This is a genomic window from Streptomyces sp. YGL11-2 (assembly GCF_050054615.1).
In the GTDB taxonomy this organism is placed as follows: domain Bacteria; phylum Actinomycetota; class Actinomycetes; order Streptomycetales; family Streptomycetaceae; genus Streptomyces.
In genome coordinates this window covers 16,462-40,256 of the sequence record NZ_JBNHIN010000054.1, presented here as the reverse complement: position 1 = coordinate 40,256, position 23,795 = coordinate 16,462, and the positions used below count along the sequence as shown (strand labels likewise).

The window sequence follows — 23,795 nt, the reverse complement described above, 5'->3', positions numbered from 1 at the left end:
ACCGCAAGCCGCTGACCGGACCCGGTGCGACGGAAGGCGCGGCCCGGGGCCGGCAAACGGAGTTGACGCCCCGGGGTGCGCCCGGGTTTCCTGCTGCGATGTCTGACCTGCGCATCACACAACCGGACGGCGACGCCGGGTTCGCGGACTGGCGGCACGTCCACAACGTGATCATCCCGACCCATGTGCTGTCCCTGGACGACGTAAGGGAACGCGCCCGGAGGAACCACCTGGAGGTGGCCTACCTCGGGGATGTCCTCGTGGGGTGCAGCACCGTGCGCCCGCCGGTGGACGACCCGGCGACCGCCACGGTGATCGCACGGGTGCTCGCCACGCACCGCGGCCGGGGGTTCGGCGGGGAACTGTATGCGCGCGGTCTGCGGCGGGCGCGCGAACTCGGCGCCGAGGCGATCGAGACCGTCGTGCTCTCCTCCAACGGGGACGGTCTGCGGTTCGCCCTGAAGCACGGGTTCACCGAGACGGAGCGCTATCTGCTGCCCGGTGACACCGTCCCCTGGATCGACCTGCGGCTTTGCTGAGTACGGGGCGCCAGTGGCGTGGCGCCCGGGGGCCGGTGGCGTGGCGCCCGGGGGCCGGTGGCGGCGGCCGGCCGTCGGCCCTCCTGGCAACGCCCTTTCGGACATGGTCCAAAGGAAGCCGTGGTCGTCAACTGCCCTGGTCACGGTGCCCGTTCGCCGTGGTGGGGGAGCCGCCCATCATCCCCAGCATCGCCCGCCCGCCGGTGCGGAGGAACCGCACCAGAAGGGCGGCGGCGAGGAGGAGGAAGGCGATGTTGAGCCAGCTGGTGTAGTTCCAGGAGACACCCTCCATGGGGACCCTGGCACGGGCCTGGTCGGGGACGAGGCCGAGCGCGCGGAAGGCGAACTCCACGACGTAGCCGGCGGTGACCATGGCGGCGTAGAAGGTGCCGAGGAGGAAGAGCGCCATCCGGCCGCCGTAGTACTTCCGGTAGATGTGGAGGATGGGCAGGATCAGCAGGTCGGCGAAGACGAACGCCACGACGCCGCCGAAGCTGATGCCGCCCTTCCACAGCACGACCGCGAGCGGCACGTTGCCGATGGAGCAGACGAACGAGGCGATGGCGACCAGCGGGCCGATCAGCGGCCCCCACACCGCGGACGCCACCGGATGGCCGGCGAAGAAGAAGGAGCGCCAGAAGGAGTCCGGCACCCAGGCGGCGATCGCCCCGGCGACGACCAGGCCGGCCACCAGGTCGCGCAGGATCGCCGCCCACTCCATGACGAAGACGTGCGCGGTGGCGGTGAACCCCTCGGCGGAGAACAGCCGCCGGGCGAACGAGCCGTGGCGTCGTACCGACATGTCCATCGCGGCATGGCCCTCCATCGAGCCGGCCAGCCCGCGGTTGGCCTGCGCGCGCGCCTCGCGCAGCAGTCCCGCGGGCAGCAGCAGCCGGAACAGCACCGCCAGCGCGACGATCATGATGGCGCCGCCGGTGAACTCCGCCGCGGTGAACTGCCATCCCATGAGCAGGGCCAGGATGACGCCGAGTTCGACGACCAGGTTGGTGGAGGCGATCTCGAAGGCCATCGCGGCGGTGAAGTGCGCGCCCTTGCGGAACAGCGAGCGGGCGAGCGCGACCGCGGCGTACGAGCAGGAGGACGAGGCGACGCCGAGCCCGGCGGCGATCGCGAGCGTGCGGGGGCGGTCGTCGCCGAGCAGCGCGACGACGGTGGACTTGCGAACGAGTGCCTGGACCACGGCGGACAGGGCGAAGCCCAGGATCAGCGCCCAGGTGATTTCCCAGGCCATGGAACCGGCGATCGACAGGGCGTGCAGTACGGCATGCATGGGTGAAGCCTTACCCTCCGGACCGCGGATGCCGCCCCCGGGACACGCCCTCCCCGCGAGCCGGTCGCCCGTACGCGGCTCGTGCCGATCTTGGGCCGGGGGTCGCGACCTGCTGGAGTGGCACGGTCCGGGGCGGCGGTCGTAGCGTGTCGGCAGAAGGGCAACGACCGCCCCGCGGGGGAATGCTCGTACCGTGACGAACACCGCACCCTGCGTCGCAGCCGGTAGCCACCCTTGCGAAGCGGCTGAGGAGCGGATATGCGAGCCCACAGAACGACGGCAGCACTCATGGTCTGTGCCGGGGCGGCACTCGCGACGGCCACGGCGGCGCCCGCGTCCGCTGCCCCCGACCCGCCCCCGCGAGCCCGCGTGGCGGTCGTCGACTGCACCGGCAACACCCAGGTCCGCCCAGGCGAGTTCATGCTCGCCTGCGGCGACGGCAACAACGTCCTCACCTCGCTGCGCTGGTCGCGGTGGCAGCCGCAGGCCGCGCTCGCCGAGGGAACGGACATGGTCAACGACTGCAAGCCGTACTGCGCTGCGGGCCACTTCCACGGCTACGCGGTCCACGTACGCCTCGCGCACCCACAGCAGCGGACCGGTCACCCTGGGCAGTGGCACTTCACGCAGGTGACGCTGACCTACTCCGGCAGCCGACCGGCCGACACCCCCGCCGTCGTCACCTCCCGGCTCTGGGGCTGACCCGCGCCATCGCTCCGGCCGCGCGGTGACCTCAACCGGCCTGCCGGGTCGAGCAGTTCACTGCGGGGGGCGGAATGCCACCCTCGCCCACGGCCGTCGGCGGCGGGGTTGTGCACGGCGGGACCGGCGGCCTGTAGGCCGGTGGCCGGGGCGCGCCCGGTCACCGGCTCGCCTTCTGTGTCAGAGGGTGCGTCCGAACAGGTCCAGCAGCGCGCTCCAATGACGCGTGTCCGCCTCGGCGTTGTAGGCGGCGGTGTCCTTCTGGGTGTATCCGTGGTGGGCGCCTTCGTACAGCTCGCTGCTGTAGCGCACCCCCGCGGCGTCCAGCGCCTGCTCCAGGGCCTTGATCTGCTCGACCGGCATCGACGCGTCCTGGTCGGCGTGGCCGAAGTACAGCTCCGCCGTGATGCGGTCGGCGAGCAGGTGCGGACTGTCCTCGTCCTCGGTCACCAGCCGTCCGGTGTGGAAGGCGCCCACGGCGGCGATCCGGTCCGGGAAGGCCGCCGCGGTGCGGACACCGAGCGCGCCGCCCATGCAGTAACCGGTGGTGCCCACCGGGCCGTCGGCGACCAGCGGCGAGGCGGCCAGCCAGTCCAGATAGGCACCGGCGTCCCGCGTCGCCAGCTCGGGGGTGAGGCTCTGGATGAGCGGCATGAGCTGCCCGAAGATCTCGGGCCGCTCGGACGGGTCGATGTGCTCGGGCAGTTCCACCAACGGGGCGCGCCCCGCGCGATGGAGGACGTTGGGGACCAGCACCGTGTATCCGTGCCCGGCCAGCCGCCGGGCCATCTCCTGCAACGAGGGGCGCAGCCCGAAGGCGTCCATGTAGAGCAGGACTCCAGGGTGCGCTGCGCCGTCGTCGGGATGGGCGAGATACGCGTCGGCGGTGCCGTCCGGTACGGGGATGTCGAGGGATACACCGTTCACAGTTGCCATGTCCGTACCTTTCATCGGGTTTCCCGGCGGGGCGCGAGAGGCGCGCCACCGGCGCGCCGGCTGCGATGCACGGCGCGGATTCCCACACGGTAGCCCGCGCCGCGCGCACCACCCGACGGGGGAGTGGCCCGGTGGCCGGTTCCGAACGCACCCCGGCCGAGCGCCCCCGGGCCCGGACCGCCCCGGAGCCGGCACCCCGTCAATCAGCCTGGCACCGACGCCCCTTGACCATCCGCCCCGCGCCCCTCACTTCTGCGGTTCGCGCGCCGCCGCCACGATCCGCTCCAGGGCCGCGGCGTGTCGCTGGAACGCCCACCGGCCGTGCGCGGTGAGCCGGACGTGGGTGTGCCGCCCCGTAGGGTTCCGGGTCTTGCGCACCTCGACGTAACCGGCTTCCGTCAATGCGGCGACCTGCTTGGACAGGGCCGAGTCGCTGGTCCCCACCCTGTCCCGTACGAAGCCGAACTCCACCCAGTCGGCCGGGGCCAGCAGCGCGAGAACCGAGAGCCGGGCCGGTACGTGCAGGAACTCGTCGAAGTCCGGGTCCATCAGCCGTGGCCGTCCCGGCGCGTGATGGCCCTGACGATCGGGCGGGTCGCATACCCGGCCACCAGGGTCGCCACGGCCGCGACGGCCCCGGCGACCATGCCGGGCTCCGGGAGTTTGAGCAGCCGGGCGCCGATCCCCGCCGCCACGAGGATCACGATGACGGCGCCCGCCACCCACAGCGAGAACGCCCACTCCGCGCTGGACGGCTTCCGGCGGACCGGGGCGCGCCGCTGCTGCACGAAAAGCGTGCCCGTCATCAGGCCGCTCGCCGTCAGGAGGATGAGGGAGCGCCAGGGGTTCGGCAGGTCGAAGGCCGCACTGATCGCGAACACCGTCAGCGCGGAAACGAGCGTGTAGCGGAGCTTGGAGCTGTGGCGCACATAGGCGTCACGGGTCTGCTCCTGGTGGTGGTGTATGGCGTCGAGCGCGGTCCGCGCGTCGTACGAGGTCATGGGTCCCCCTGGTCATCCTGGTCGTCCGAGGTACTTGCTCATGGAGAAAGTACCACCTTCTTTCCTGGAGGGAAAGAAGGTGGATGCCCGGGGGACCCCACCGCTGAGGGTGCTCAGGCGGCCCGCTCGTCGGGGCCCAGCCGCTCGAAGGAGACCGGGAGTTGGTCCGGGCCGCGCAGGATGGCGTTCTCCCGGTACGGCGGCGGATCGGCGACCAGGCGCGGTGACGCCAGCCGGCGGGCCAGTGCGGTGAGCGCGATCTGCGCCTCCGCGCGGGCCAGGGTGGCGCCGATGCAGTAGTGCAGGCCGCCGCCGAAACCGAGATGGGTGTTGTCCCGGCGGTCCGGGACGAACCGGTCGGGGTCCGGGAAGCGGCGCGGGTCGCGGTTGCCCGCGGCGAGCATCAGCCGGACCCTGGCGCCCCGCGGGATGGTGGTCCCCGCGATGTCGATGTCGGCCAGCGTGCTGCGCCCGGACATCTGCACCGGCGGGTCGTAGCGCAGCACCTCCTCCACGAGCGGGGTGGCGAGGTCGGGTTCGGCGCGCAGCCGGGCCAGGGCGTCGGGGTGGCGCAGCAGGGCGAGGGTGCCGTTGGCGATCAGGTTGACGGTGGTCTCGTGGCCGGCGATCAGCAGCAGCCCGAGCGTGACCCGGAGGTCCACCGGCCCCATCCCGCCCTCCGGATCCGTGCCGGACATCAGGCCGGACAGCAGATCGTCACCCGGGGCGGCCCGGCGCAGCGCGATGAGACCTTCGAGGTACTGAACCAACTCCTCACGGGCCTGCTGGAGTTCGCGGAGTTCCTCCTCGGTCTGGGTGTCGATGGGGTCCAGTCCGCGGGTGAGCCGGCGGGCGAGGCCGCCGAAGACGGCCTCGTCCTCGCGGGGTACGCCGAGCAGTTCGCAGATCACCGTGACCGGCAGGGGGTAGGCGAGGTCGGCGACCGCGTCGAGTTGCCCCGGCTGTTCACCGCGGTGCGCGTCGAGCAGCCGGGCGACGAGGGTTTCGAGGTGGTCGCGCATGCCCATGATGCGCGGGATGAACTGCTGGGTGACCAGACGGCGCAGCTGGTCGTGTCGCGGCGGGTCCAGGACGAGCAGGCTCCTGAACGCGGGCGCCGGTGCGTCGGGGTTGAGCCGGTCGGCGCTGATCCGCGGATCGTGCAGCAGCTGCGAGATCTCCTGGTGGCCGCTGACGAGCCAGGTCCCGTCGTCCATGCAGGTCACCGGCTGCCGGAGCATCCGCGTGTAGTACGGGTAGGGGGTGGCGCGGTTCTCGTACCGCAGGACGTGGGCGAACAGACCGGTGGCCGTGTCGGGCAGGGTCGTGGTCATGGGGGTGCTCCCTACGGGTGGGCGACCGGGGCCGGGGTGGCGGCTGCCGGGGTGTGGGTGTCGTGGCCGCGCAGGCCGCCGGGCTCGTCCCCGGCGAGGCGCGCGAACTCCGCGTCGACGGGACGGAGTTGCGGCGGGCCGTCCGGCGCGTTGAGCACCGGCGGGAACGGCGCCCGGGCCTCGATGAGCGCGGCGTAGCCGTCCAGGACGCGCGGCGAGTCCACCGCGACGGCCGCGACCAGCCGGCCGCGGAGCCCGTAGGCGGCCACGAACCGGCTCTCGTCCAGGGCTCCTTGGGTGACGGCGACCTGGTCGGCGAGGTGCGGCAGCCCCACGGACTTGAGGTTGACCCCGAACTGGTTGGACCAGAAGGCGGGCAGCGCCCGGTGGACGCGGTGGTCCGGTGAGGCGTGCGTCATGTTGTACGCGGCGGTCCGCGCCTGCGCCACGGCGTTGTCCCAGTGGTCCAGGCGCAGCAACTGCCCCGGGAAGAGCGGGTGCGGCCAGCGGGCGATGTCACCGGCGACGAACACGTCCTCAACGGCCGCCCCGTCGGCGCCCAGCGCCCGGCAGCCGCCATCGCACACCACTCCGCGGTGGTCGGCGGCCAGCCCGGAACCCGCCAGCCACTCGGTGTTGGCCGGTGCGCCGGTGGCGACCACGGCCACCTCGGCGTCCACCGCGGTGCCGTCGGACAGCCGGGCGCGGCGCAGCCTGCCGTGGGCATCGCCTTCCAGCGCACGGACCGTGGTGTGCAGCCGCAGGTCCACCCCGGCGGCGCGGTGCCAGCCGGTGGCGACGCCGCCGATCACACCGCCCAGCGCGCTCGCCAACGGAGCCGCGCCGCGCTGCACCACGGTCACCTCCAGCCCCAACTCCCGACAGCCCGAGGCGACTTCGCCACCGGTGAAGCCGCCGCCGATGACCAGCACCCGGCGCGGGCCGGTGGCCAGCGCCGTGCGCAGCCGGTCGGCGTCGTCCCGGCCGCGCAGCGTGTGCACACCCGCCAGGCCGCCGCCGGCCGCGTCGGGCCACGGCCGGGCGCGGGTGCCGGTGGCGATCAGCAGCCGGTCGAAGTCCACCCGCCGCCCGTCGGCCAGCACCACCTGGCGGCCGGGTATGTCCAGCCGGGTCGCGGCGGTGCCCAGCAGCCACCGCGCGTCGATGTTCCGCACCCGGGGCAGGGTGATGCGGTCGGTGGTCAGCCGGCCGGACAGTACCGCCTTCGACAGCGGCGGCCGGTCGTAGGGTTCGTGGGGCTCGTCGCCGATGAGGGTGAGATCCCCGCCGAACCCCTCGTCCCGCAGCGCCTCGGCGGCGCGCAGCCCGGCCAGCGAGGCGCCCACCACCACGATGCGGCCGGCACCGGCCCGGCGGGGCGTGCTCACGGCGGTCACCGGTCCCGCTCCGAGGACAGCGGCGACGGCTCGGTGGCGCCGCTCAGCGTGATCGCCTGCACGGGGCAGGCCGCCGCGGCGCGCGCCACCTCGCGGTGCGCGCCGGCGTCGGGTGCGTAGTCGTACTCCAGCGACTCCTCGCCGTGGAAGCGGAAGACCGCCGGCGCGGCGTAGACGCACTGTCCGTAGCTCTGGCACCGGTTGAGATCCACCACCAGCCGCAGGGTCTCCGGCGGGGCTTGCGTGGTCATCTTTCTCCCTCTCCTCGCTGCTCGGCGCGGTCCTGCCCGGCATCTGCGGGCCGACGGCGCAGGGATCCGTCATCGCGATCGCAATTCAAATAGTGACTGCTATAGGAACTGTACTCGCTATCCGAACATTGACATAGTGATCGCTATCCGAATAGCCTCAGCGATATGACCAGCGAGCACGATGCACCCCGACGGCAGCGCCTGACCCGCGCCGAGGCCAAGGCCCGTACCCGGACGCTGCTGCTGGACGCGGCGGCGCGGATCTTCGCCCGCAAGGGCTTCACCGGCGCCTCGGTGGAGGAGATCGCCGAGGCCGCCGGCTTCTCCACGGGCGCGCTGTACTCCAACTTCGACAGCAAGGAAGCGCTCTTCCTGGAGTTGCTGTCCGACCGCCAGAACGACCGCATCGCGGAGGCCGCCCGCGCCCTGGACAGCCATGAGGCGGGCACCGGGGAGGCCGCCGCCGAGCTGGGCCGCCTGCTGATCGACGTCGCCGACAAGGACATCGACTTCGCCCCGCTCCAGGCCGAGTTCTGGCTGTACGCGGTCCGCAATCCGCAGGCGCTGGAGACGATGGCGGCCAAGCTGCGCGAACCCCGCCAGGCGCTGGAGCAGGTGATCAGCACGTCGCTGGCCGAGCGCGGCGCACCCGCGGAGGTCTCCGCCGAAGCCGTGGCCACCGTGGTCGCGGCACTGTTCCAGGGCCTGGTGCGGCTGCGGCGCCTCGACCCCTCAAGCGTGTCGGAAGAACTCTTCGCCCAGGCCCTGACCTGGTTGTTCGCCGGCATCGACGCGGCCGGTACGTCCACCGGCACCGATGACGACTGACCGCCGCGACCATCGCCGCCGCATCCGACAGTGCCCTCTCCTCCCGTCCTCCCGCGAAGGAGCAGCCCTTCATGAATCCGGCCCCCCACGCCTCCCGTGCGGCCGTCCTGCGATCACCCGGCGAGGCCCGGAAACTGCGGATTCGCTACGCCGTCGCCGGCGTCGTCATGGCGCTCACCTGGATGGGAGAGGGCGCCGAGCCGGCCTGGGCGCACGCCCTGCGCACCGCCGTGATCCTGCTGATCGTCCCGCCCCTGCTGCTGCGCTCCCACCGGCGTCTCACCCGGCAGGTGTATGAGGCCACCGACCCCCGTTGGGCCATCGCCCGGCTGGTCACCGTCCGGACGGCCATCGTCGCGGGCGCACTGGTGGCCGCCTACGTGATCGGCTGCCTGCTGGACCCGCACAGCGCACAGCCCGCCGCCTCCCTGGGCGTGCGGCTCCTGGTGGTCCTGCTGACGGTCCCGCTCCAGATCCGTCTGGCGCACCGCACTCGCACGAGCCAGGCGCATCCGTCCACCGCACCGGTCCTCTCGGCGCCCCGGCTGATCGCCGCGAAACTCACCCTCATCGTCGCCGCGCTGCTCGCCCAGGTGCTGCTCGACGGCGTCACGCACCACGCGGACGCGATCGTCGCGGTGGCGATCGCCGTCGCGGCGGTCGTCCTGGGCCCCAGGATCCACGCCCGCCTGCTGGTCACCCCGCCGGTCACCCGGAACGCCCCCGTGGACGCCACGGTGTGACTCCGGACGGTGCTGCCCGGCTGAGGTGCACACCAGCCGCGAAATGGCGTAAATGCGGGCGTAATTGGGCGTTTGAATCGGGCAAGTCGGTAGATAGTGCGCCCTGGTGCACCTCGGGTGCGAGGGGTGCGTTCCGCTTGGGAGGGGCTGTCTGAACGAGCGACTCGGCGGGGGGTTAGCATATGAGCGCCGCCTAGCTCGAAAGATAAACCTGTGACTGTCAACGAAGACTCGTTCACTGACTGGAAGAGCCGCGAGGAGATCGCGGAGTCGATGATCCCGATCATCGGGAAGCTGCACCGCGAGCGGGACGTCACCGTCCTGCTGCACAGCCGCTCCCTGGTGAACAAGTCGGTGGTCAGCATTCTCAAGACCCACCGATTCGCCCGGCAGATCGCCGGCGAGGAGCTCTCGGTCACCGAGACGCTGCCGTTCCTGCAGGCCCTCGCCGCGCTCGATCTCGGCCCCTCGCAGATCGACATCGGCATGCTCGCCGCGACGTACAAGACCGACGGCCGCGGTCTGGCGGTGGAGGAGTTCACCGCCGAGGCCGTCGCGGGCGCCACGGGCGCCAACAAGATCGAGTGTCGCGAGCCGCGCGATGTCGTGCTCTACGGTTTCGGCCGCATCGGCCGCCTCATAGCCCGTCTCCTCATCGAGAAGGCCGGCTCCGGCAACGGCCTGCGGCTGCGCGCCATCGTCGTCCGCGGGGGCGGGGACCAGGACATCATCAAGCGCGCCTCGCTGCTCCGCCGGGACTCCATCCACGGACAGTTCCAGGGCACGATCACCGTCGACGAGGCGAACGGCAAGATCATCGCCAACGGCAACGAGATCAAGGTGATCTACTCCGACGACCCGACGTCGGTGGACTACACGGCGTACGGCATCAAGGACGCCATCCTCATCGACAACACCGGCAAGTGGCGCGACCGCGAGGGCCTGTCCCACCACCTGCGCCCCGGTATCGACAAGGTCGTCCTCACCGCGCCGGGCAAGGGCGACGTCCCGAACATCGTGCACGGCGTCAACCACGACACGATCAAGCCGGACGAGCAGATCCTGTCCTGCGCCTCCTGCACCACCAACGCCATCGTGCCGCCGCTGAAGGCGATGGCGGACGAGTACGGCGTCCTGCGCGGTCACGTGGAGACCATCCACTCGTTCACCAACGACCAGAACCTGCTGGACAATTACCACAAGTCGGATCGCCGTGGCCGTTCCGCGCCGCTCAACATGGTCATCGCCGAGACCGGTGCGGCCTCCGCGGTCGCCAAGGCGCTGCCCGACCTCAAGGCGACGATCACCGGCAGCTCGGTCCGCGTCCCGGTGCCGGACGTCTCGATCGCCATCCTCAGCCTCCGGCTCGGACGCGAGACCACCCGCGAGGAGGTCCACGACTACCTCCGCAACGTGTCGCTGACCTCGCCGCTCAAGCGCCAGATCGACTTCACCACCGCCCCGGACGCGGTCTCCAGCGACTTCATCGGCTCGCGCCACGCCTCGATCGTCGACGCCGGAGCCACCAAGGTCGACGGCGACAACGCGATCCTCTACCTCTGGTACGACAACGAGTTCGGCTACTCCTGCCAGGTCATCCGGGTCGTCCAGCACGTCTCCGGGGTCGAGTACCCGACCTACCNTCGATCGTCGACGCCGGAGCCACCAAGGTCGACGGCGACAACGCGATCCTCTACCTCTGGTACGACAACGAGTTCGGCTACTCCTGCCAGGTCATCCGGGTCGTCCAGCACGTCTCCGGGGTCGAGTACCCGACCTACCCGGTGCCGGTGGCCTGACCCCTGCGGACCGCCCGGTCCGGCGTCCCGGCAGGCGGGGCGGCGTTCGGGCGGCGGCCGATGCCGTTCGGTACCGGTCGCCGCCCCAACTGCCGTCCCGCCCGCCGGCGTTCCCGGATCAGGGCGCCGTGCCCTCGCGGTGCGGAAGCAGGCCGACGACCAGGCCGAGGAGCCCCGCCGAGGCGCCGAGCGCGACGACGGCCGGCCACCCGGAGGCCGACCACGCGACCGAACCGGCCAGTGAGCCCGCCGCGATGCCCGTGAAGCGGAAGGTGAAGTACACGGTGTTCAGCCGGTTGTGCAGGCCGGCCGGGAGCGCGAACAGCACGGTCTGACTGACCGTCTGGCTGCCCCAGGCCCCGACGTCGAGCAGCACCACCCCGGCCACCAGCCAGCTCAGCGACGCACCGCCGGGCAGCAGCGCCAGCCAGCCGGCGATCACCAGCGTGACCAGGACGGCCAGCCCCCTCGCCCGGCCGTGGCGGTCGGCCATCCGCCCCGCCCACGGCGACACCAGCGCGCTGGCCGCCGCGACCAGCCCGAACAGCCCGATCCGGCTGGTGCCGTAGTGATACCGGTCGGCCAGCAGGAACGTCAGCGTGGTCCAGAAGGCGCCGAACGCGACACCGACCAGGGCGCCCGACCAGACCACCCGCGCGACCAGCGGCCGCGCGGCCAGCCGGGGCAGCGAGGCCAGAGCGGCCCGGTATCCGTCGCAGGCTCCCGGAGCCGGAGTCGGCGGCAGGTACCGGCGCAGCGCGAGAGCCAGGGCGAGCGTGAGCGCGCAGGAGACGGCGTAGACACCGCGCCAGCCGAGCAGGGTGGCCAGCGCGCCGGAGTAGGCGCGGGAGGCGAGGACGCCGACGAGCAGCCCCGCCTGCACGGTGCCCACGACCCGCCCCCGGGCCGCCCCCCGCTCCTCGGACAGGGCCACGGCCAGCGGCGTGACCAACTGCGGGACGGGGGACAGCAGACCGACTGCGAATCCGGCGGCGATCAGGAACCATGCCCCGGGAGCCAGCGCACACGCCGCGAGCGCCAGCGCGGAACTCGCGGTGAGGACCAGAATCAGCCGGCGGCGGTCGTGGCTGTCCCCGGCCGGCACCAGCAGCAGGATGCCCGCGGCGTACCCGAGTTGGGTGGCGGTGGGCAGGGCGCCCAGCAGGCCCGGGTCGGCGGACAGCGAGGTGGCGATCTCCTGGAGCAGGGGCTGGCTCAGGTAGACGTTGGCGGCCGTGACCGCGGCGGCCACGGCCAGTACGGGCACCTGGAAACGCGGCGGCCGTCCGGGCCGGGACCCGTACGGCGCCGCGGGGGAGAGCGGGAAGTGACGCATGCGGCCGAGGCTATGGAGGTGCCGCGTGGCAGACTTTCGCCGTACGGCCAGGTGATGTCGAGAGTGCGCCATGTTCGGAAAGAGCGAGAATCGGGACGACTACCAGGACGTGCCCCGGCCGGTCGCGGCGATGGCGCGCGACCTGCCCGACGGCCACCACATCCCGCCGCACTCCCACCGGCGCGCCCAGCTGATCTACGGCACGTCCGGCGCCATCACGGTGGGCACCGTGCACGGGACCTGGGTGGTACCGGCCAGCAGGGCGGCGTGGGTGCCCCCGGGCCTCACCCATGAGATGACCTGCGCCGGTCCGGTCGCCATGCGGACCCTCTACATCACCGGGGACGCCGCGGCCGGCCTCCCCGGCACGCCCACCGTCGTGTCGGTCTCCCCGCTGCTGCGCGAGCTGATCGACGAGGCGACGCGGCTGCCGGTGGAGTACCGGACCGGCGGCCGGGACGGCCTGGTCATGGAGCTGCTGCTCCGGGAACTCACCCCGCGCCCCGTCCGGGCACTGCACCTGCCGGCTCCGGACTGCCCCCGGCTCGCCGTCCTGTGCCGGGAGATCCGGCGCCGCCCGGAGCGCCGCTGGACGACGGAACAGGCCGCGGCCCAGGCGCACTTGAGCCCCCGCAGCCTGCAGCGCCAGTTCGCCGCCGCGACCGGTATGAGCCTGGGCCACTGGGTGCAGCAGGCGAAGCTGGTGCACGCGGTGGCGCTGCTGGCGAAGGGCGTTCCCGTCACCGCCGTCGCGCTGCGCGTCGGCTACGCCACCCCCAGCGCCTTCACCGCCATGTTCCGCCGCGCCCTCGGCACCACCCCCACCCGCTACTTCACCCCCTGACAGCCCCCACCGGCCGCACAACAGCCCCGCGGCCCTGACGCCGACCCGCTGGCCGCCCCCATGCGCAACGGCCGTCAGACGGGGAGCCGGGCCAGATTCGCCATGCCCTTCACGAGGTCCAAGGTGGCCGGCGTCTCGGCGAGTCCGGCATCGGCGTAGGCGCCCGCGGTCGCCGTGAAGAGCCGTTCGGGGTGGGCGCGGTCGCCGGCGCACTCCGCATGCACCCGGGCCGCCGCCTGCGACAGCGGAAGACCGTCCCGTGCCCAGGCCGTGGCCGCCGCCTGCACCTCGGCCAGGTACGCACGGAAGTCGCGGACCTCGGCCCGCCCCATCAGCGCCCCGTGCCCGGGCACGAAGGTCTCGGCACTCGTGGCGAGCAGCGCGTCCACGGAGTCGATGCACGCCGCCAGCGACCCGGACCAGACGATCATGTGCCCGCCCTCGAAGAGCACGTCCCCCGCGAAGACGATCCCGTCGTCGGGGACCCACAGCGCGACGTCGCCCGCACTGTGCCCGGGACCCAGATCGATCAACTCCACGGTGACACCGCCGACGTTCATCTCCTGACGCCCGGTGAACGTCCGCGTCGGCGCCGTCACGGTGATTCCGGAGAAGTCGAACCCGCCGAAGTGCTCGGCCGCATAGCGACTGATGCTGTCGGTGCTCTTCGACCGGGAGAGGTGGGTGAGTTGCTCGGGCGACAGCTCGTGGCAGAGGTGCTCCGCGGATGCCGCGGAGGTGACGATCTCCGCGTCGGGGAGCAGCTGGTTGCCCCAGGTGTGGTCACCGTTCTGGTGCGAGACGGCCACCGTCCCGATGACGGCACCGGACGTCGCCCGGTCCATCTCACGCAGCATCACCTGCGTGGCGTCCAGCGTGAACTGGGTGTCGAAGAGCAGAGCCGCGCCGTGCGCGGCCACCACCCCGGCATTACTGAATCCCCAGTCCGTGGAGGCCCAGGCCCAGGTGGTGGTGGACAGCGGACGGAGGACGGGAGGCATGGCGCGGGCCTTTCTTCACGTTCCCTGACATCTTTCGCCGAGCAGACGCGAGCGGACCCGACCCTCTGTGAACCGCTCTGAGCTGCTGCCCGGTTCCGTAACCTACGACAGCCTATGTGGGGAATCATTCGGGCAGGAATCCGCCCCGGGACGGACGGGGCGGACCTGGCGGATGGTCAGCTCCGCGACGGTACGGCGACGAGCGCGGCCAGTTCGGTATCGGTCGCCGGCCTGAGCGTCGCGAGGACATGGCGGGCGGCGGGCAGACCGTTCGGCAGCGCTTTCCGGAAGGGCCACCGTGTAGACCAGGCCCGCGCGCAGCAGCCGCAGTTCCTGCCGGTCGCCGCCGCTGCCGCGGTAGGTCACCAGCAGCCTGCCGCCACCGTCGTCGGCGCAGTGCACGGTCTCGCCGAGGGGCACCGGACAGCCGTGCCAGTCGGTGCGCCGGGCGTCCTGGCCGCTGCGTTCCACGGTGAGTCGCAGACCGGACGAACCGGGCCGCCGGTAGCCGGCGTTGAAGTCGGACCTGCCGGCTCCGTCGACGTGCAGGGTGTAGCCCGACGGCGCATCGCCGACGCGCAGCAGCGCACGGTCCACACCGTGGCCGCTGATCCATTCCTCTGCCGCCAGGTGGGCGGCGATGCTCACTGCTGTCTGTATCCGGGACATACTCCATGATCACGTACGATCCGGTCGCATCGGTCCCTCGGCCGCCGGAAAGCCCCACGGCTCACCTCCGGCCCCCGGGACGCGCCCCGCGCTGAAAGCTGCTCGCGTGATCGGTTCTGCCGACTCCGGTATCTCCCGGCCGCTGGAAGCGCGGTGCCCGACGGCTCGCCGGTGGGGCGGGCCATGGGGGTGAATGTCGTGCCGGCGAGTGTCGGCGCGGTGTGTGTACGACGGCGGCACTGCACCATGTGGGCTCGGCCGGAAGCGTCTGCTGGAGGAGAACGTCATGCCAACCACCGGCGGGGCCCCGATCCGGGCGTTGCAGACGCCGCGCGTCGCGGCGGTGGCCGGGATCGTCTCCGCGCTGCTGCTGGGTATCGCCATCCTGCTGGTGCGGCTGGCGGTGCCCGAGCACCCCGAGGACGCCGTCGACTGGATCCACCGCACCTCCCAGCGGGAATTCCTGCACACGGCCCTGGCCCTCCTGCCGTTCGCCGGGATCTTCTTCCTGTGGTTCATGGGGGCGATCAGGGACTACGTCGGTGCGGGGGAGGACCGGTTCTTCGCCACGCTGTTCCTGGGCAGCGGGCTGCTGTTCGTGGCCATGCTCTTCGTCCTCGCGGCGACGGCGGGCAGCCTGCTGGACGTGACGGACGTGTCCTCCTCGGCGTCGGCGGGGCAGCTCGCGCTCTGGCAGTACGGGCGCCACCTCGTTCTGGCGCTGCTCACCAGCTACTCGACGCGGATGGCTGCCGTGTTCGTCGTATCCACCACGACCATCGGTCACCGGCTCGGCATCTTCCCCCGCTGGCTGGTCTGGCTCGGCTATCTCGTCGCGTTGGCGCTGCTCTTCGCCGTGGGCACCACGAGCCACCTCGAACTCGTCTTCCCCTTCTGGATGCTGGCCGTCAGCTGTCATGTCTTCGTGGTCACGCTGCGCCGCCGCCGGACCGCCGGGCAGGAGGGGAGAGAGGGGGAAGGGGGGCAAGAGTAAGGGGGTAAGAGGGCGGGGAAGGGCGGCGGGTGGTTTGACCGTGGTGCGGGGGGCGGTCACCGTACGTGGGCCGGTTGCCGCTGCCGGAACGCTCCTGACCTGCGGGGGAGCGGGGTGCGCGCGCCGGGGCCGGCTCCGCTTTGGCGGGCCTCTCGGGCGGGGCGGAGAGTGGAGGTACGGCACCCACAAGGCGGGATGATCATGGATCGCTACCCTCCCATCGCGGACCACGGCATCGTCGGTGACCTGCAGACCGCTGCGCTGATCTCGTCGCAGGGGGTCGTCGACTGGTTCGCGGCGCCCCGGTTCGACTCGCCCAGCATCTTCGCCGCACTGCTCGACCACGAGCGCGGGGGCTACTTCCTGTTCGGACCGGAGGACCCGGGCAGTACCTGCAAGCAGCTCTACTTCCCGGACACCGCGGTCCTGGTCACGCGGTTCATGTCCCCGGACGGCGTGGGCGAGGTCTTCGACTGCATGCCACCGGACCGTACCGGGACGCCGTCCGGCCGGCACGTCCTGCTGCGCGGTGCGCGAGCGGTCCGCGGGACGGTCCACTTCGACCTGGAGTGCCGGCCGCGCTTCGACTACGGGCGGGCCGTCCACGACCGGGACCTGGGGGAGGGCATCGCCACCTTCCGGGCGCCCGGCATCACCGCGCATCTGCAGACCAGCTTCCCGCTGCAACCCGACGGCACCGACGTGCGGGGAGCGGTCACGCTGCGCGCCGGCCAGGTGGCCGCGGCCGTCCTCACCGTCGACACGGCGGACGCGCCCGCCCCACCGCCCGTGACATCGGACGAGGTGACGCGCCGCTTCTGGGAGGTCGTGGACTTCTGGCAGCACTGGGTGCGCACCTCCCGCTACCGGGGCCGGTGGCCGGGCGTGGTGCACCGCTCCGCGATCACCCTCAAACTCCTCACGTACGCCCCCACGGGGGCGCCGGTCGCGGCGGCCACCATGGGGCTGCCCGAGCAGGTGGGCGGCGAACGCAACTGGGACTACCGGTACACCTGGGTGCGCGACGGATCGCTGTCGGTGCGAGCCCTGCTCGATCTCGGGTTCATCGAGGAGGCGGCGCAGTTCACCCGCTGGCTGGGGGACCGACTGCAGCCCCCGGAGCACGGCGGGAGCGAACCGCTCCAGATCATGTACCGCGTCGACGGGGACCCCGATCTGCCGGAGGAGATCCTTCCGCACCTGGAGGGCTATCGGGGCTCGTATCCGGTACGGGCCGGGAACGCCGCCGCCGACCAGTTGCAGCTGGACATCTACGGCGAGGCGCTCTACGCCCTGTCGGAGGGTCGGGAGATCGCCATGCGGGCCGGCTACCACGGCTGGAAGAACCTGGCCCGGACGCTGGACTGGCTCACCGACTCCTGGGACCGCCCCGACGAAGGCGTCTGGGAGACGCGCGGCGGACGCAAGGACTTCACCTTCAGCCGGATCATGTCCTGGGTGGCGTTCGACCGGGGACTGCGCCTGGCGGCCGCCTACAGCCGCCCCGCCGACACCGTCCGGTGGACCGCCGCCCGCGACGCGATCATGGAACAGGTGATGCAGCGCGGCTGGAACGAGCAGCAACAGGCCCTCGTCCAGCACTACGGCGGCACGGTGCTCGACGCGTCGCTGCTGCTCCTGCCGCGGGTGGGCTTCCTGGCGCCCCGGACGGAGAGCTGGCTGTCCACCATGGACGCGATGGAGCGCACCCTGGTGTCCGACAGCCTCGTCCACCGCTACGACCCCGCCGCGTCACCCGACGGCCTGCGCGGCTCCGAAGGCACCTTCAGCCTGTGCACCTTCCTCTACGTCGACGCCCTGGCCCGCGCCGGCCGGCTCCGCCTGGCGCGCTACGCCTTCGAGAAGATGCAGACCTACGCCAACCACGTCGGGCTGTTCGCCGAGGAAATCAGCCCCAGCGGGGAGCAGTTGGGCAACTTCCCACAGGCGTTCACCCATCTGTCGCTCATCATGGCCGCCACCACCTTGGACGACGCCCTCGACCGGCAGCGTGACTGACCGCGGGACCGACCGGGCGGCCGGCCCCGCCGGAACGGCCCGGGGTCAGCCGGTGATCCCGCTGAACGCGATCGGCAGGTGCCGGGGGCCGCGCAGGACGGCGTTCTGCCGGTAGGGAGGCGGGTCCTCGACCAGGCTCGGGCCGTCGAGCCGGCGGACGAGCGCGGTCAGCGCGAGCTGCGCCTCCAGCCGGGCGAGGGGCGCGCCGAAGCAGTTGTGCAGACCATGCCCGAAGCCCAGGTGCTGGTTGTCGGGGCGGTCGGGGACGAAGCGGTCGGGGTCGGCGAACCGCTTCGGGTCCCGGCTGCCGGAGGCCACCATGAGGTAGAGCGAGGCGCCCTTCGGGATGATGGTCCCGGCGATGTCGATATCCGCCAGCGTCGTGCGCTGCGGCAGCATCTGCACCGGAGGCTCGAACCGCAGCAGCTCCTCGACGAGCGGGACGGCCAGACCGGGCTCGACACGCAGCCGCTGGAGGACGTCGGGGTTCCGCAGCAGGGTGAGCATCCCGTTGGTGATGAGGTTGACCGTGGTCTCGTGGCCGGCGATCAGCAGCAGCGCCGCGGTGGTGATGATCTCCACCGGTGACATCTGCCCGTCCGATCCGTGTTCCGTGGCCATCGCCGAGAGCATGTCGTCGCGCGGCGACCGGCGGCGCTCCTCGATGAGACCGGCGAGATAGCCGGCCAGCTCGCCCCTGGCCCGCCGGACGCCCTGGACCTGCGCCTCGCGCTCCTCGGCAGTACCGACCGGGTCGAGGCCGGCGGCGATGGTGTCGGCCCACTCGTGGAAGCGCGACTCGTCCTCGCGCGGGACGCCCAGGATCCGGCAGATCACGGTGACCGGGAAGGGGTAGGAGAAGTCGTCGACGAGGTCGATGGTGTCCCGCCCGCGCAGACCGTCGACGAGCCCGGAGACGATCTCCTCCAGTTCGCCGTGCATGTCGAACACCCGGCGCGGGGTGTGCGGCGGACCGAACGGCCGCATGCTCAGCCGGCGCAGCCGGTCGTGCTCCGGCGGGTCGAGCCGGATGAAGGCCGGCGGCAGGTTCGGGTCGTGCTCCTGACCGGAGGCCCTGGCCGCCTCGGGGGTCAGGTTGCGGAGGTCGGAGCTGATCCGCGGGTCGTGCAGCAGCTCCTTGATCTCCCAGTAGGTGCTGACCAGATAGGGACCCGACTCGTCGCGTACCACCGGTGTCCTGCGCAGCTCGGCGTAGAGCGGATACGGGTCGGGGCGGTTGGCGTAGTCGGTGATCCGGTGCAGGAGCGCGACCGACGTCATGGCGGAATCCTTCCGAGGTGCTGCGGCCGGGGGCGGGGGCTGCCGGTGTGCCCGGGTCAGGCGCGTCGGGGGGTGAACGAGACGCGGCGGTCGATCGGCGAGTGCCCGCTGAGGGTGACGGTGGGCCCGTGGCTGGGAAGCGAGGGGTCCGGGAATCCGGCCGGCACCGGGTGGAGCCCTTCGGGGCGCCGGTCGACGGTGGTGAACTCGGGCGGGAACGGCGCGGCCTGCTCGATCTGCCGCTCGTAGAAGTCCAGCCACTTCGCCTGGTCGAAGGTGACGGCGGCGATGACGCGCCCCTGGTAGCCGTAGGCCGCGGTGAAGCGCTGCTCGGCCAGCGACCCCTGGGTCACGATGATCTGGTCGGCCATCGGCGGGACGCCGACGGACTTGATGTTCACCCCGAACTGGGCGGACCAGAACGACGGCATCCACAGGTGCGGCCGGCGGTCCGCGCTGGCACTGATCATGTTGTGGGCCGCGACCTCGGCCTGTGCGACGGCGTTGCCCCAGTGCTCCAGGGAGAGGAACTGGTAGCCGAAGAGCGGGTGCGGGGACCGGGCGACGTCACCGGCCACGAAGACGTCGTCGGTGACGATGCCCCGTACGTCGAAGGCCCGGCATCCGGCGTCGCAGGCGATCCCGCGCGGACCGGCGCCCAGACCGGAGTCCGCGAGCCATTCGGTGTTGCGGGTCGCGCCGAGCGCGACGACCACCACGTCCGACTCGACCGCGGTGCCGTCCGAGAAGTGGGCCTGCCGCACCCGGCCGGCGGAGTCCCCCTCCAGCCCGGTGACCTGCACACCGCACCGCAGGTCGACACCGTGCGCGCGCTGAAGTTCCGCCGCCACCTCACCGACCACACCGCCGAGGGCTCCTACGAGGGGAGCCGGCCCGCGTTCCGCGACGGTGACCGCCAGCCCCCGCTCACGGCAGGCGGAGGCGATCTCCGAGCCGGTGAAACCGGCCCCGATCACCAGCACCCGGCGCGGACCGGCCTTCAGCCGGTGGTGCAGCCGGACTGCGTCGTCCCGGGTACGCAGCACGCAGACCCCGTCGAGGTCGGCCTCCAGCTCGCGCGGCCACGGACGGGCGCGGACCCCGGTGGTGATCAGCAGCCGGTCGTAGTCGATCGCGTCGCCGTCGGCGAGCCGCACCTGTTTGGCCGCCAGGTCCAGTCCGGTGGCCGCGGCACCGAGCCGCCACGCCGCGTCGACCGGGCGCCGCCTCGGTAGCACGGTGTGGTCGGCGGGCACCTTGCCCAGCAGGACCTGCTTGGACAGCGGCGGCCGGTCGTACGGCTCGTGGGGCTCGTCGCCGACCATGGTCAGGGTGCCCGCGAACCCTTCCGCGCGCAGCGTCTCGGCGGCCCGCAGGCCGGCCAGGGAGGCGCCGACGACAACGATCCGCCCCTCGCGCCGGAGCGTCTCCAGGTAACCGTCAACCGACACGGGACGCACCCGCCTTCCCGCCGGCCGCGCCCTGGTCCTCGTAGTCGAGGGTGATGGCCTTGACGGGGCAGGCGTCGGCCGCCCTGCGTACGTTCTCCCGTTGCGTGTCGTCGGCGAGCGGGTCGTACATCAGCGCCTCGTCGCCGTGCATGGTGAACACGTCCGGGGCGAGAAAGGCACACTGGGCGTACCCCTGGCACCGGTTGAGATCGACGACAAGCCTCATGAACTCTCCGCTCCTCCGCGACGCGACGTGGTCATGGGCACAGCCGCTGAACGCGTCAGCGTGCGACGCCACAAGGTCCGGCCCCGCTTCAGGATGCGGAGGCCCCCGGTGCGGGCGCACGTTCAGCGTGCCGTCGGGGTGAGTCGCCCGGCGCGGGCGGAGCGGCGGCAGGAGCAGGCGGGGACAGGACGGAGCGGACCGGAGCGGACCGGGGCAGGCGTCCGTCGCCGGTCACGAGCAGGCCCGGCCGCCACCTCGGCCGGAGCCGGTGCCGTGCCGCGGGCCGGCCGGTGTCACCGGCGCGACAGACGGCGGCCGAGAGCCCGTTTCAGCGGGGGCGGTGTGCAGGACAGGAGGGCGTGGACGGCCTTGTAGGGGGCGCCGGGCACGCAGCGGCGCCGCCCCGCGGCGACGGCCCTGAGCCCGGCGGCGGCGACCGCGTCCGCGGTCAGCCAGAGGAATCCCGGCGCGGGGGCGGGACCGACGTCGTTCGCCGTGAAGTACTCGGTCCTGGTCAAGCCCGGCAGGAGCGCGGTGACATGGATGCCCGAGCCGCGGTTCTCGATGGCGAGGTCCTCGGAAAAATGGGTGAGGAACGCCTTGGTCGCGCCGTAGGTGGCGCGCGAGGGCGACGGGAAACCGCCCGTCAGGGACGAGACGTTGAGGATTCCGCCCCGCCCCGCCGACCGCATCTGCGGCAGGACGGACCGGGTGAGCCGTACCACCGCCTCGTTGTTCAGCCGGAGTGTGGCCTCCTCCCGGTCCACGGGGAGGCCGGCGAAGACTCCGGCTGCCCCGGCTCCGGCGTTGTTGACCAGCAACTCGACCGGTTTGGCCGCATCGGTGAGGCGGGCGGCCACCTGCGCGGTCTGCGCGGAGTCGGTCAGGTCGGCCGGCAGCACCTCCACCTCGATGGAGTGCGCGGCCCGCAGATCCGCCGCGAGGTCGCGCAGGCGCGATTCCGGGCGGGCGACCAGTACGAGGGAGACGCCCCGGGCCGCCAGGAGCCGGGCCAGGGCCGTGCCGATTCCGCTGAAGGCACCGGTGACCAGCGCGGTCCGGTACGGATAGGGTCGGTCGGTCATCTGCGATCTCCCCTGTCGGAAGGCGCGTGGAATGCCACGCTCGCGGGCTGGCGGGCAGTCCGACGCGGCGTGTTCGGGGAATACGTCTGTCCATCACCGTACCGCCGGGGAAGCCGCGCGTGACAGGGCGCGGGCGGTCCCGGGGGAGGGCGGCCGACCCGTGCCGTCGGCGTACGTTCGGGCAGCCGGGTGTTCCCCGCGAAACGGCGCGCAACGGAAGTTCGCACGGGCCGAGTTGACGGCGCCGGTGTCGGCAAAGGCCGGCCATACCCACCGTTCCCCGGTTGTTCATGTGCCGGATCCCGCCGCTACACGGGGTCCGGTTCATCATGAGCGCGCTCAGCCACCCCCCTCCGGTACCCACGACATCAGGGGAGACCCGTGACCCGCCGCTCCATCCGACTGGCCGCCGCGCTCTGCGCCGCCGGAACCCTCGCCGGCGTGACCATCGCCCAGGCATCCGCCTCCGACGAGGCCGCCGCGCACCGCAAGGCCGCCGCGCGACACGTCCTGCTGGTCTCCGTCGACGGCCTGCACCAGTCGGACCTGGCCTGGTACATCACCCAGCACCCGCAGTCGGCGCTGGCCCGGCTCGTGCACGGCGGCGTGCAGTACACGCACGCCAGAACCACCAACCCCTCGGACTCCTTCCCCGGCATGGCCGCCCAGGTCACCGGCGGCGGTCCGGGCACCACCGGCGTCTACTACGACGACACCTACGACCACGCCCTGCTCCCGGCCGGCACCACCCACTGCCAGGGCGTCAAGCCCGGCGTGGAGGTGGACCTCACCGAGGACCTGGACAGGAACAAGGCGTCCCTCGACGCGGGCCAGGGCCTCAAGGGCCTGCCGGGCAGCATCCTGCAGATGACCGGCCAGCCGCAGAGCCTCCTCGACCCGAGCCGGCTCCCGGTCGACCCGAAGACCTGCAAGCCGGTCTACCCGCACTCGTACCTGCAGGTGAACTCCGTCTTCGAGGTCGCCCGCCAGGCCGGTCTGCGGACCGCGTGGTCGGACAAGCACGCGGCCTACGACATCCTCAACGGCCCGTCCGGCACCGGGATCCAGGACCTGTTCGCCCCGGAGATCAACAGTGCGGCTCCCGGCTACCGGGCCGGTGGCGACTGGACCACCGACAACAAGGCCACCGAGCAGTACGACCACTACAAGACGCAGGCCGTGCTCAACGAGATCGACGGCTACGACCACAGCCGCACCCACAAGGTCGGCACCCCGGCGATCTTCGGCCTCAACTTCCAGTCCGTCTCCACCGCCCAGAAGCTGCCGTCCTCCGACGGCCTCAAGGGCGGCTACGCGGCGAAGAACGTGCCCGGCCCGCTGCTGGCCAGGAACCTGGACTTCGTCAACGGCGAAGTCGCCTCGCTGGTCAAGGAGATCAAGGACCGGCACCTGGAGTCCAGCACCACCGTCGTGCTGTCCGCCAAGCACGGCCAGTCGCCGACCGACCCGGCCGCCCTGAACCGCGTGGACGACGGCCCGCTGCTCGACGGGCTCAACGCCGCCTGGAAGAAGCTGCACCCGAAGGCCGGCGACCTCGTCGCGCACTCCGTCGACGACGACGGCATGCTGCTGTGGCTGAACGACCGCTCCACCGCGGCCACCGAGTTCGCCAAGCAGTACCTGCTGGCCCAGCACGGCAACGGCACCGACATCAACACCAAGCCCAAGGCGTTCACCCACAGCGGCCTGAGCACGGTCTACGCCGGCCGGGCCGCGGCCGGCTACTTCGGCGTCAAGCCCGGGGACGCCCGGGTCCCGGACGTCTTCGGCATCGCGCAGTACGGCGTCGTCTACACCGGCGGCACCAAGAAGATCGCCGAGCACGGCGGCGCCCACGCCGACGACCTCGACGTCCCGCTGGTCGTCTCCGGTGCGGCCACCCCGTCCGGCGTCCGCACCGCGGCGCCGGTCCGGACCGCCCAGATCGCGCCCACGATCCTGGCGCTGCTCGGCCTGGACCCGCAGCAACTCCAGGCCGTGCAGCGGGAGCACACCGCGGTGCTGCCGGTCCGCTGACCGGTTCACCGCCGGGCGACCGTGCCGGGGG

Annotated in this window: 22 protein-coding genes and 1 pseudogene; 9 read left to right on the top strand and 14 right to left on the bottom strand. The window is 72.2% G+C overall.

The genetic code is table 11. From position 1 onward, the window contains the following. Positions 1-98: 98 nt before the first annotated feature. Positions 99-539 (top strand): GNAT family N-acetyltransferase, encoded by a 441-nt coding sequence (locus ACO1BR_RS36500; RefSeq protein ID WP_426799409.1) that lies wholly within the window; start codon positions 99-101, stop codon positions 537-539. A gap of 127 nt (positions 540-666) precedes the next feature. On the opposite strand, the gene ACO1BR_RS36495 is transcribed toward ACO1BR_RS36500, so the two are convergent. Continuing rightward, positions 667-1,830, bottom strand: a complete 1,164-nt coding sequence (locus tag ACO1BR_RS36495; RefSeq protein ID WP_426799408.1) for a permease — start codon at positions 1,828-1,830, stop codon at positions 667-669. Positions 1,831-2,088: 258 nt separating this feature from the next. On the opposite strand from ACO1BR_RS36495, the gene ACO1BR_RS36490 reads away from it, so the two are divergent. Then, a complete protein-coding gene (locus ACO1BR_RS36490) occupies positions 2,089-2,532 on the top strand; it encodes a hypothetical protein (RefSeq protein WP_426799407.1) in 444 nt (147 codons plus the stop codon). A gap of 180 nt (positions 2,533-2,712) precedes the next feature. Here the strand turns inward: ACO1BR_RS36490 and ACO1BR_RS36485 are convergent, their stop codons facing one another. From ACO1BR_RS36485 to ACO1BR_RS36460, 6 genes are all read right to left on the bottom strand, one after another. After that, positions 2,713-3,468, bottom strand: coding sequence for a dienelactone hydrolase family protein (locus ACO1BR_RS36485; RefSeq protein WP_426799406.1), 756 nt, complete (start codon positions 3,466-3,468; stop codon positions 2,713-2,715). Between the two features lie 246 nt (positions 3,469-3,714). Beyond that, positions 3,715-4,017, bottom strand: a complete 303-nt coding sequence (locus ACO1BR_RS36480; protein ID WP_426799405.1) for a transcriptional regulator — start codon at positions 4,015-4,017, stop codon at positions 3,715-3,717. Next, complete coding sequence (locus tag ACO1BR_RS36475) at positions 4,017-4,469, bottom strand: hypothetical protein (RefSeq protein WP_426799404.1); 453 nt, start codon at positions 4,467-4,469, stop codon at positions 4,017-4,019. The genes ACO1BR_RS36480 and ACO1BR_RS36475 overlap by 1 nt, the downstream gene beginning before the upstream one ends. A gap of 113 nt (positions 4,470-4,582) precedes the next feature. Continuing rightward, positions 4,583-5,803, bottom strand: a complete 1,221-nt coding sequence (locus tag ACO1BR_RS36470; RefSeq protein ID WP_426799403.1) for a cytochrome P450 — start codon at positions 5,801-5,803, stop codon at positions 4,583-4,585. Positions 5,804-5,814: 11 nt separating this feature from the next. Next, positions 5,815-7,191 carry an NAD(P)/FAD-dependent oxidoreductase gene (locus ACO1BR_RS36465; RefSeq protein WP_426799402.1) on the bottom strand — a complete coding sequence of 459 codons (1,377 nt, stop codon included), beginning with the start codon at positions 7,189-7,191 and terminating at the stop codon, positions 5,815-5,817. Between the two features lie 5 nt (positions 7,192-7,196). Beyond that, positions 7,197-7,424 carry a ferredoxin gene (locus ACO1BR_RS36460; RefSeq protein WP_159510169.1) on the bottom strand — a complete coding sequence of 76 codons (228 nt, stop codon included), beginning with the start codon at positions 7,422-7,424 and terminating at the stop codon, positions 7,197-7,199. Between the two features lie 192 nt (positions 7,425-7,616). On the opposite strand from ACO1BR_RS36460, the gene ACO1BR_RS36455 reads away from it, so the two are divergent. The 3 genes and pseudogenes from ACO1BR_RS36455 to ACO1BR_RS36445 form a co-directional block, all read left to right on the top strand. Continuing rightward, positions 7,617-8,279: a TetR/AcrR family transcriptional regulator gene (locus tag ACO1BR_RS36455; RefSeq protein ID WP_426799401.1), complete on the top strand. Its 663-nt coding sequence runs from the start codon at positions 7,617-7,619 to the stop codon at positions 8,277-8,279. A gap of 71 nt (positions 8,280-8,350) precedes the next feature. After that, positions 8,351-9,022: a hypothetical protein gene (locus ACO1BR_RS36450; protein ID WP_426799400.1), complete on the top strand. Its 672-nt coding sequence runs from the start codon at positions 8,351-8,353 to the stop codon at positions 9,020-9,022. Between the two features lie 213 nt (positions 9,023-9,235). Further along, positions 9,236-10,663: pseudogene (locus tag ACO1BR_RS36445) on the top strand (glyceraldehyde-3-phosphate dehydrogenase); the annotation flags it as partial. Positions 10,664-10,939: 276 nt separating this feature from the next. Here ACO1BR_RS36445 and ACO1BR_RS36440 read toward each other — a convergent pair. Then, on the bottom strand, positions 10,940-12,157 hold the full coding sequence (locus ACO1BR_RS36440; RefSeq protein WP_426799399.1) for an MFS transporter: 1,218 nt from the start codon (positions 12,155-12,157) through the stop codon (positions 10,940-10,942). Positions 12,158-12,227: 70 nt separating this feature from the next. Here ACO1BR_RS36440 and ACO1BR_RS36435 point away from each other — a divergent pair, with 70 nt between their 5' ends. Then, entirely contained in the window at positions 12,228-13,001 is a 774-nt protein-coding gene (locus tag ACO1BR_RS36435; RefSeq protein WP_426799398.1) for an AraC family transcriptional regulator, read from the top strand. 74 nt (positions 13,002-13,075) lie between these two features. Here the strand turns inward: ACO1BR_RS36435 and ACO1BR_RS36430 are convergent, their stop codons facing one another. Both ACO1BR_RS36430 and ACO1BR_RS36425 read right to left on the bottom strand, forming a co-directional pair. Then, positions 13,076-14,002, bottom strand: coding sequence for an MBL fold metallo-hydrolase (locus ACO1BR_RS36430; protein ID WP_426799397.1), 927 nt, complete (start codon positions 14,000-14,002; stop codon positions 13,076-13,078). 102 nt (positions 14,003-14,104) lie between these two features. Next, positions 14,105-14,650, bottom strand: coding sequence for a hypothetical protein (locus ACO1BR_RS36425; protein ID WP_426799396.1), 546 nt, complete (start codon positions 14,648-14,650; stop codon positions 14,105-14,107). 307 nt (positions 14,651-14,957) lie between these two features. On the opposite strand from ACO1BR_RS36425, the gene ACO1BR_RS36420 reads away from it, so the two are divergent. Both ACO1BR_RS36420 and ACO1BR_RS36415 read left to right on the top strand, forming a co-directional pair. Then, a complete protein-coding gene (locus ACO1BR_RS36420) occupies positions 14,958-15,665 on the top strand; it encodes a hypothetical protein (protein WP_426799395.1) in 708 nt (235 codons plus the stop codon). 201 nt (positions 15,666-15,866) lie between these two features. Next, entirely contained in the window at positions 15,867-17,684 is a 1,818-nt protein-coding gene (locus ACO1BR_RS36415; protein ID WP_426799394.1) for a glycoside hydrolase family 15 protein, read from the top strand. A gap of 45 nt (positions 17,685-17,729) precedes the next feature. Here ACO1BR_RS36415 and ACO1BR_RS36410 read toward each other — a convergent pair whose 3' ends face one another. The 4 genes from ACO1BR_RS36410 to ACO1BR_RS36395 form a co-directional block, all read right to left on the bottom strand. Continuing rightward, a complete protein-coding gene (locus ACO1BR_RS36410) occupies positions 17,730-18,965 on the bottom strand; it encodes a cytochrome P450 (RefSeq protein WP_426799393.1) in 1,236 nt (411 codons plus the stop codon). Between the two features lie 56 nt (positions 18,966-19,021). Continuing rightward, positions 19,022-20,416, bottom strand: a complete 1,395-nt coding sequence (locus ACO1BR_RS36405) for an NAD(P)/FAD-dependent oxidoreductase (protein WP_426799392.1) — start codon at positions 20,414-20,416, stop codon at positions 19,022-19,024. After that, entirely contained in the window at positions 20,406-20,642 is a 237-nt protein-coding gene (locus tag ACO1BR_RS36400) for a ferredoxin (RefSeq protein ID WP_426799391.1), read from the bottom strand. Before ACO1BR_RS36400 ends, ACO1BR_RS36405 begins: the two co-directional genes overlap by 11 nt. 293 nt (positions 20,643-20,935) lie before the next feature. After that, on the bottom strand, positions 20,936-21,727 hold the full coding sequence (locus ACO1BR_RS36395; protein ID WP_426799390.1) for an SDR family NAD(P)-dependent oxidoreductase: 792 nt from the start codon (positions 21,725-21,727) through the stop codon (positions 20,936-20,938). Positions 21,728-22,108: 381 nt separating this feature from the next. On the opposite strand from ACO1BR_RS36395, the gene ACO1BR_RS36390 reads away from it, so the two are divergent. After that, positions 22,109-23,764 (top strand): alkaline phosphatase family protein, encoded by a 1,656-nt coding sequence (locus tag ACO1BR_RS36390; RefSeq protein WP_426799389.1) that lies wholly within the window; start codon positions 22,109-22,111, stop codon positions 23,762-23,764. Positions 23,765-23,795 lie beyond the last annotated feature (31 nt).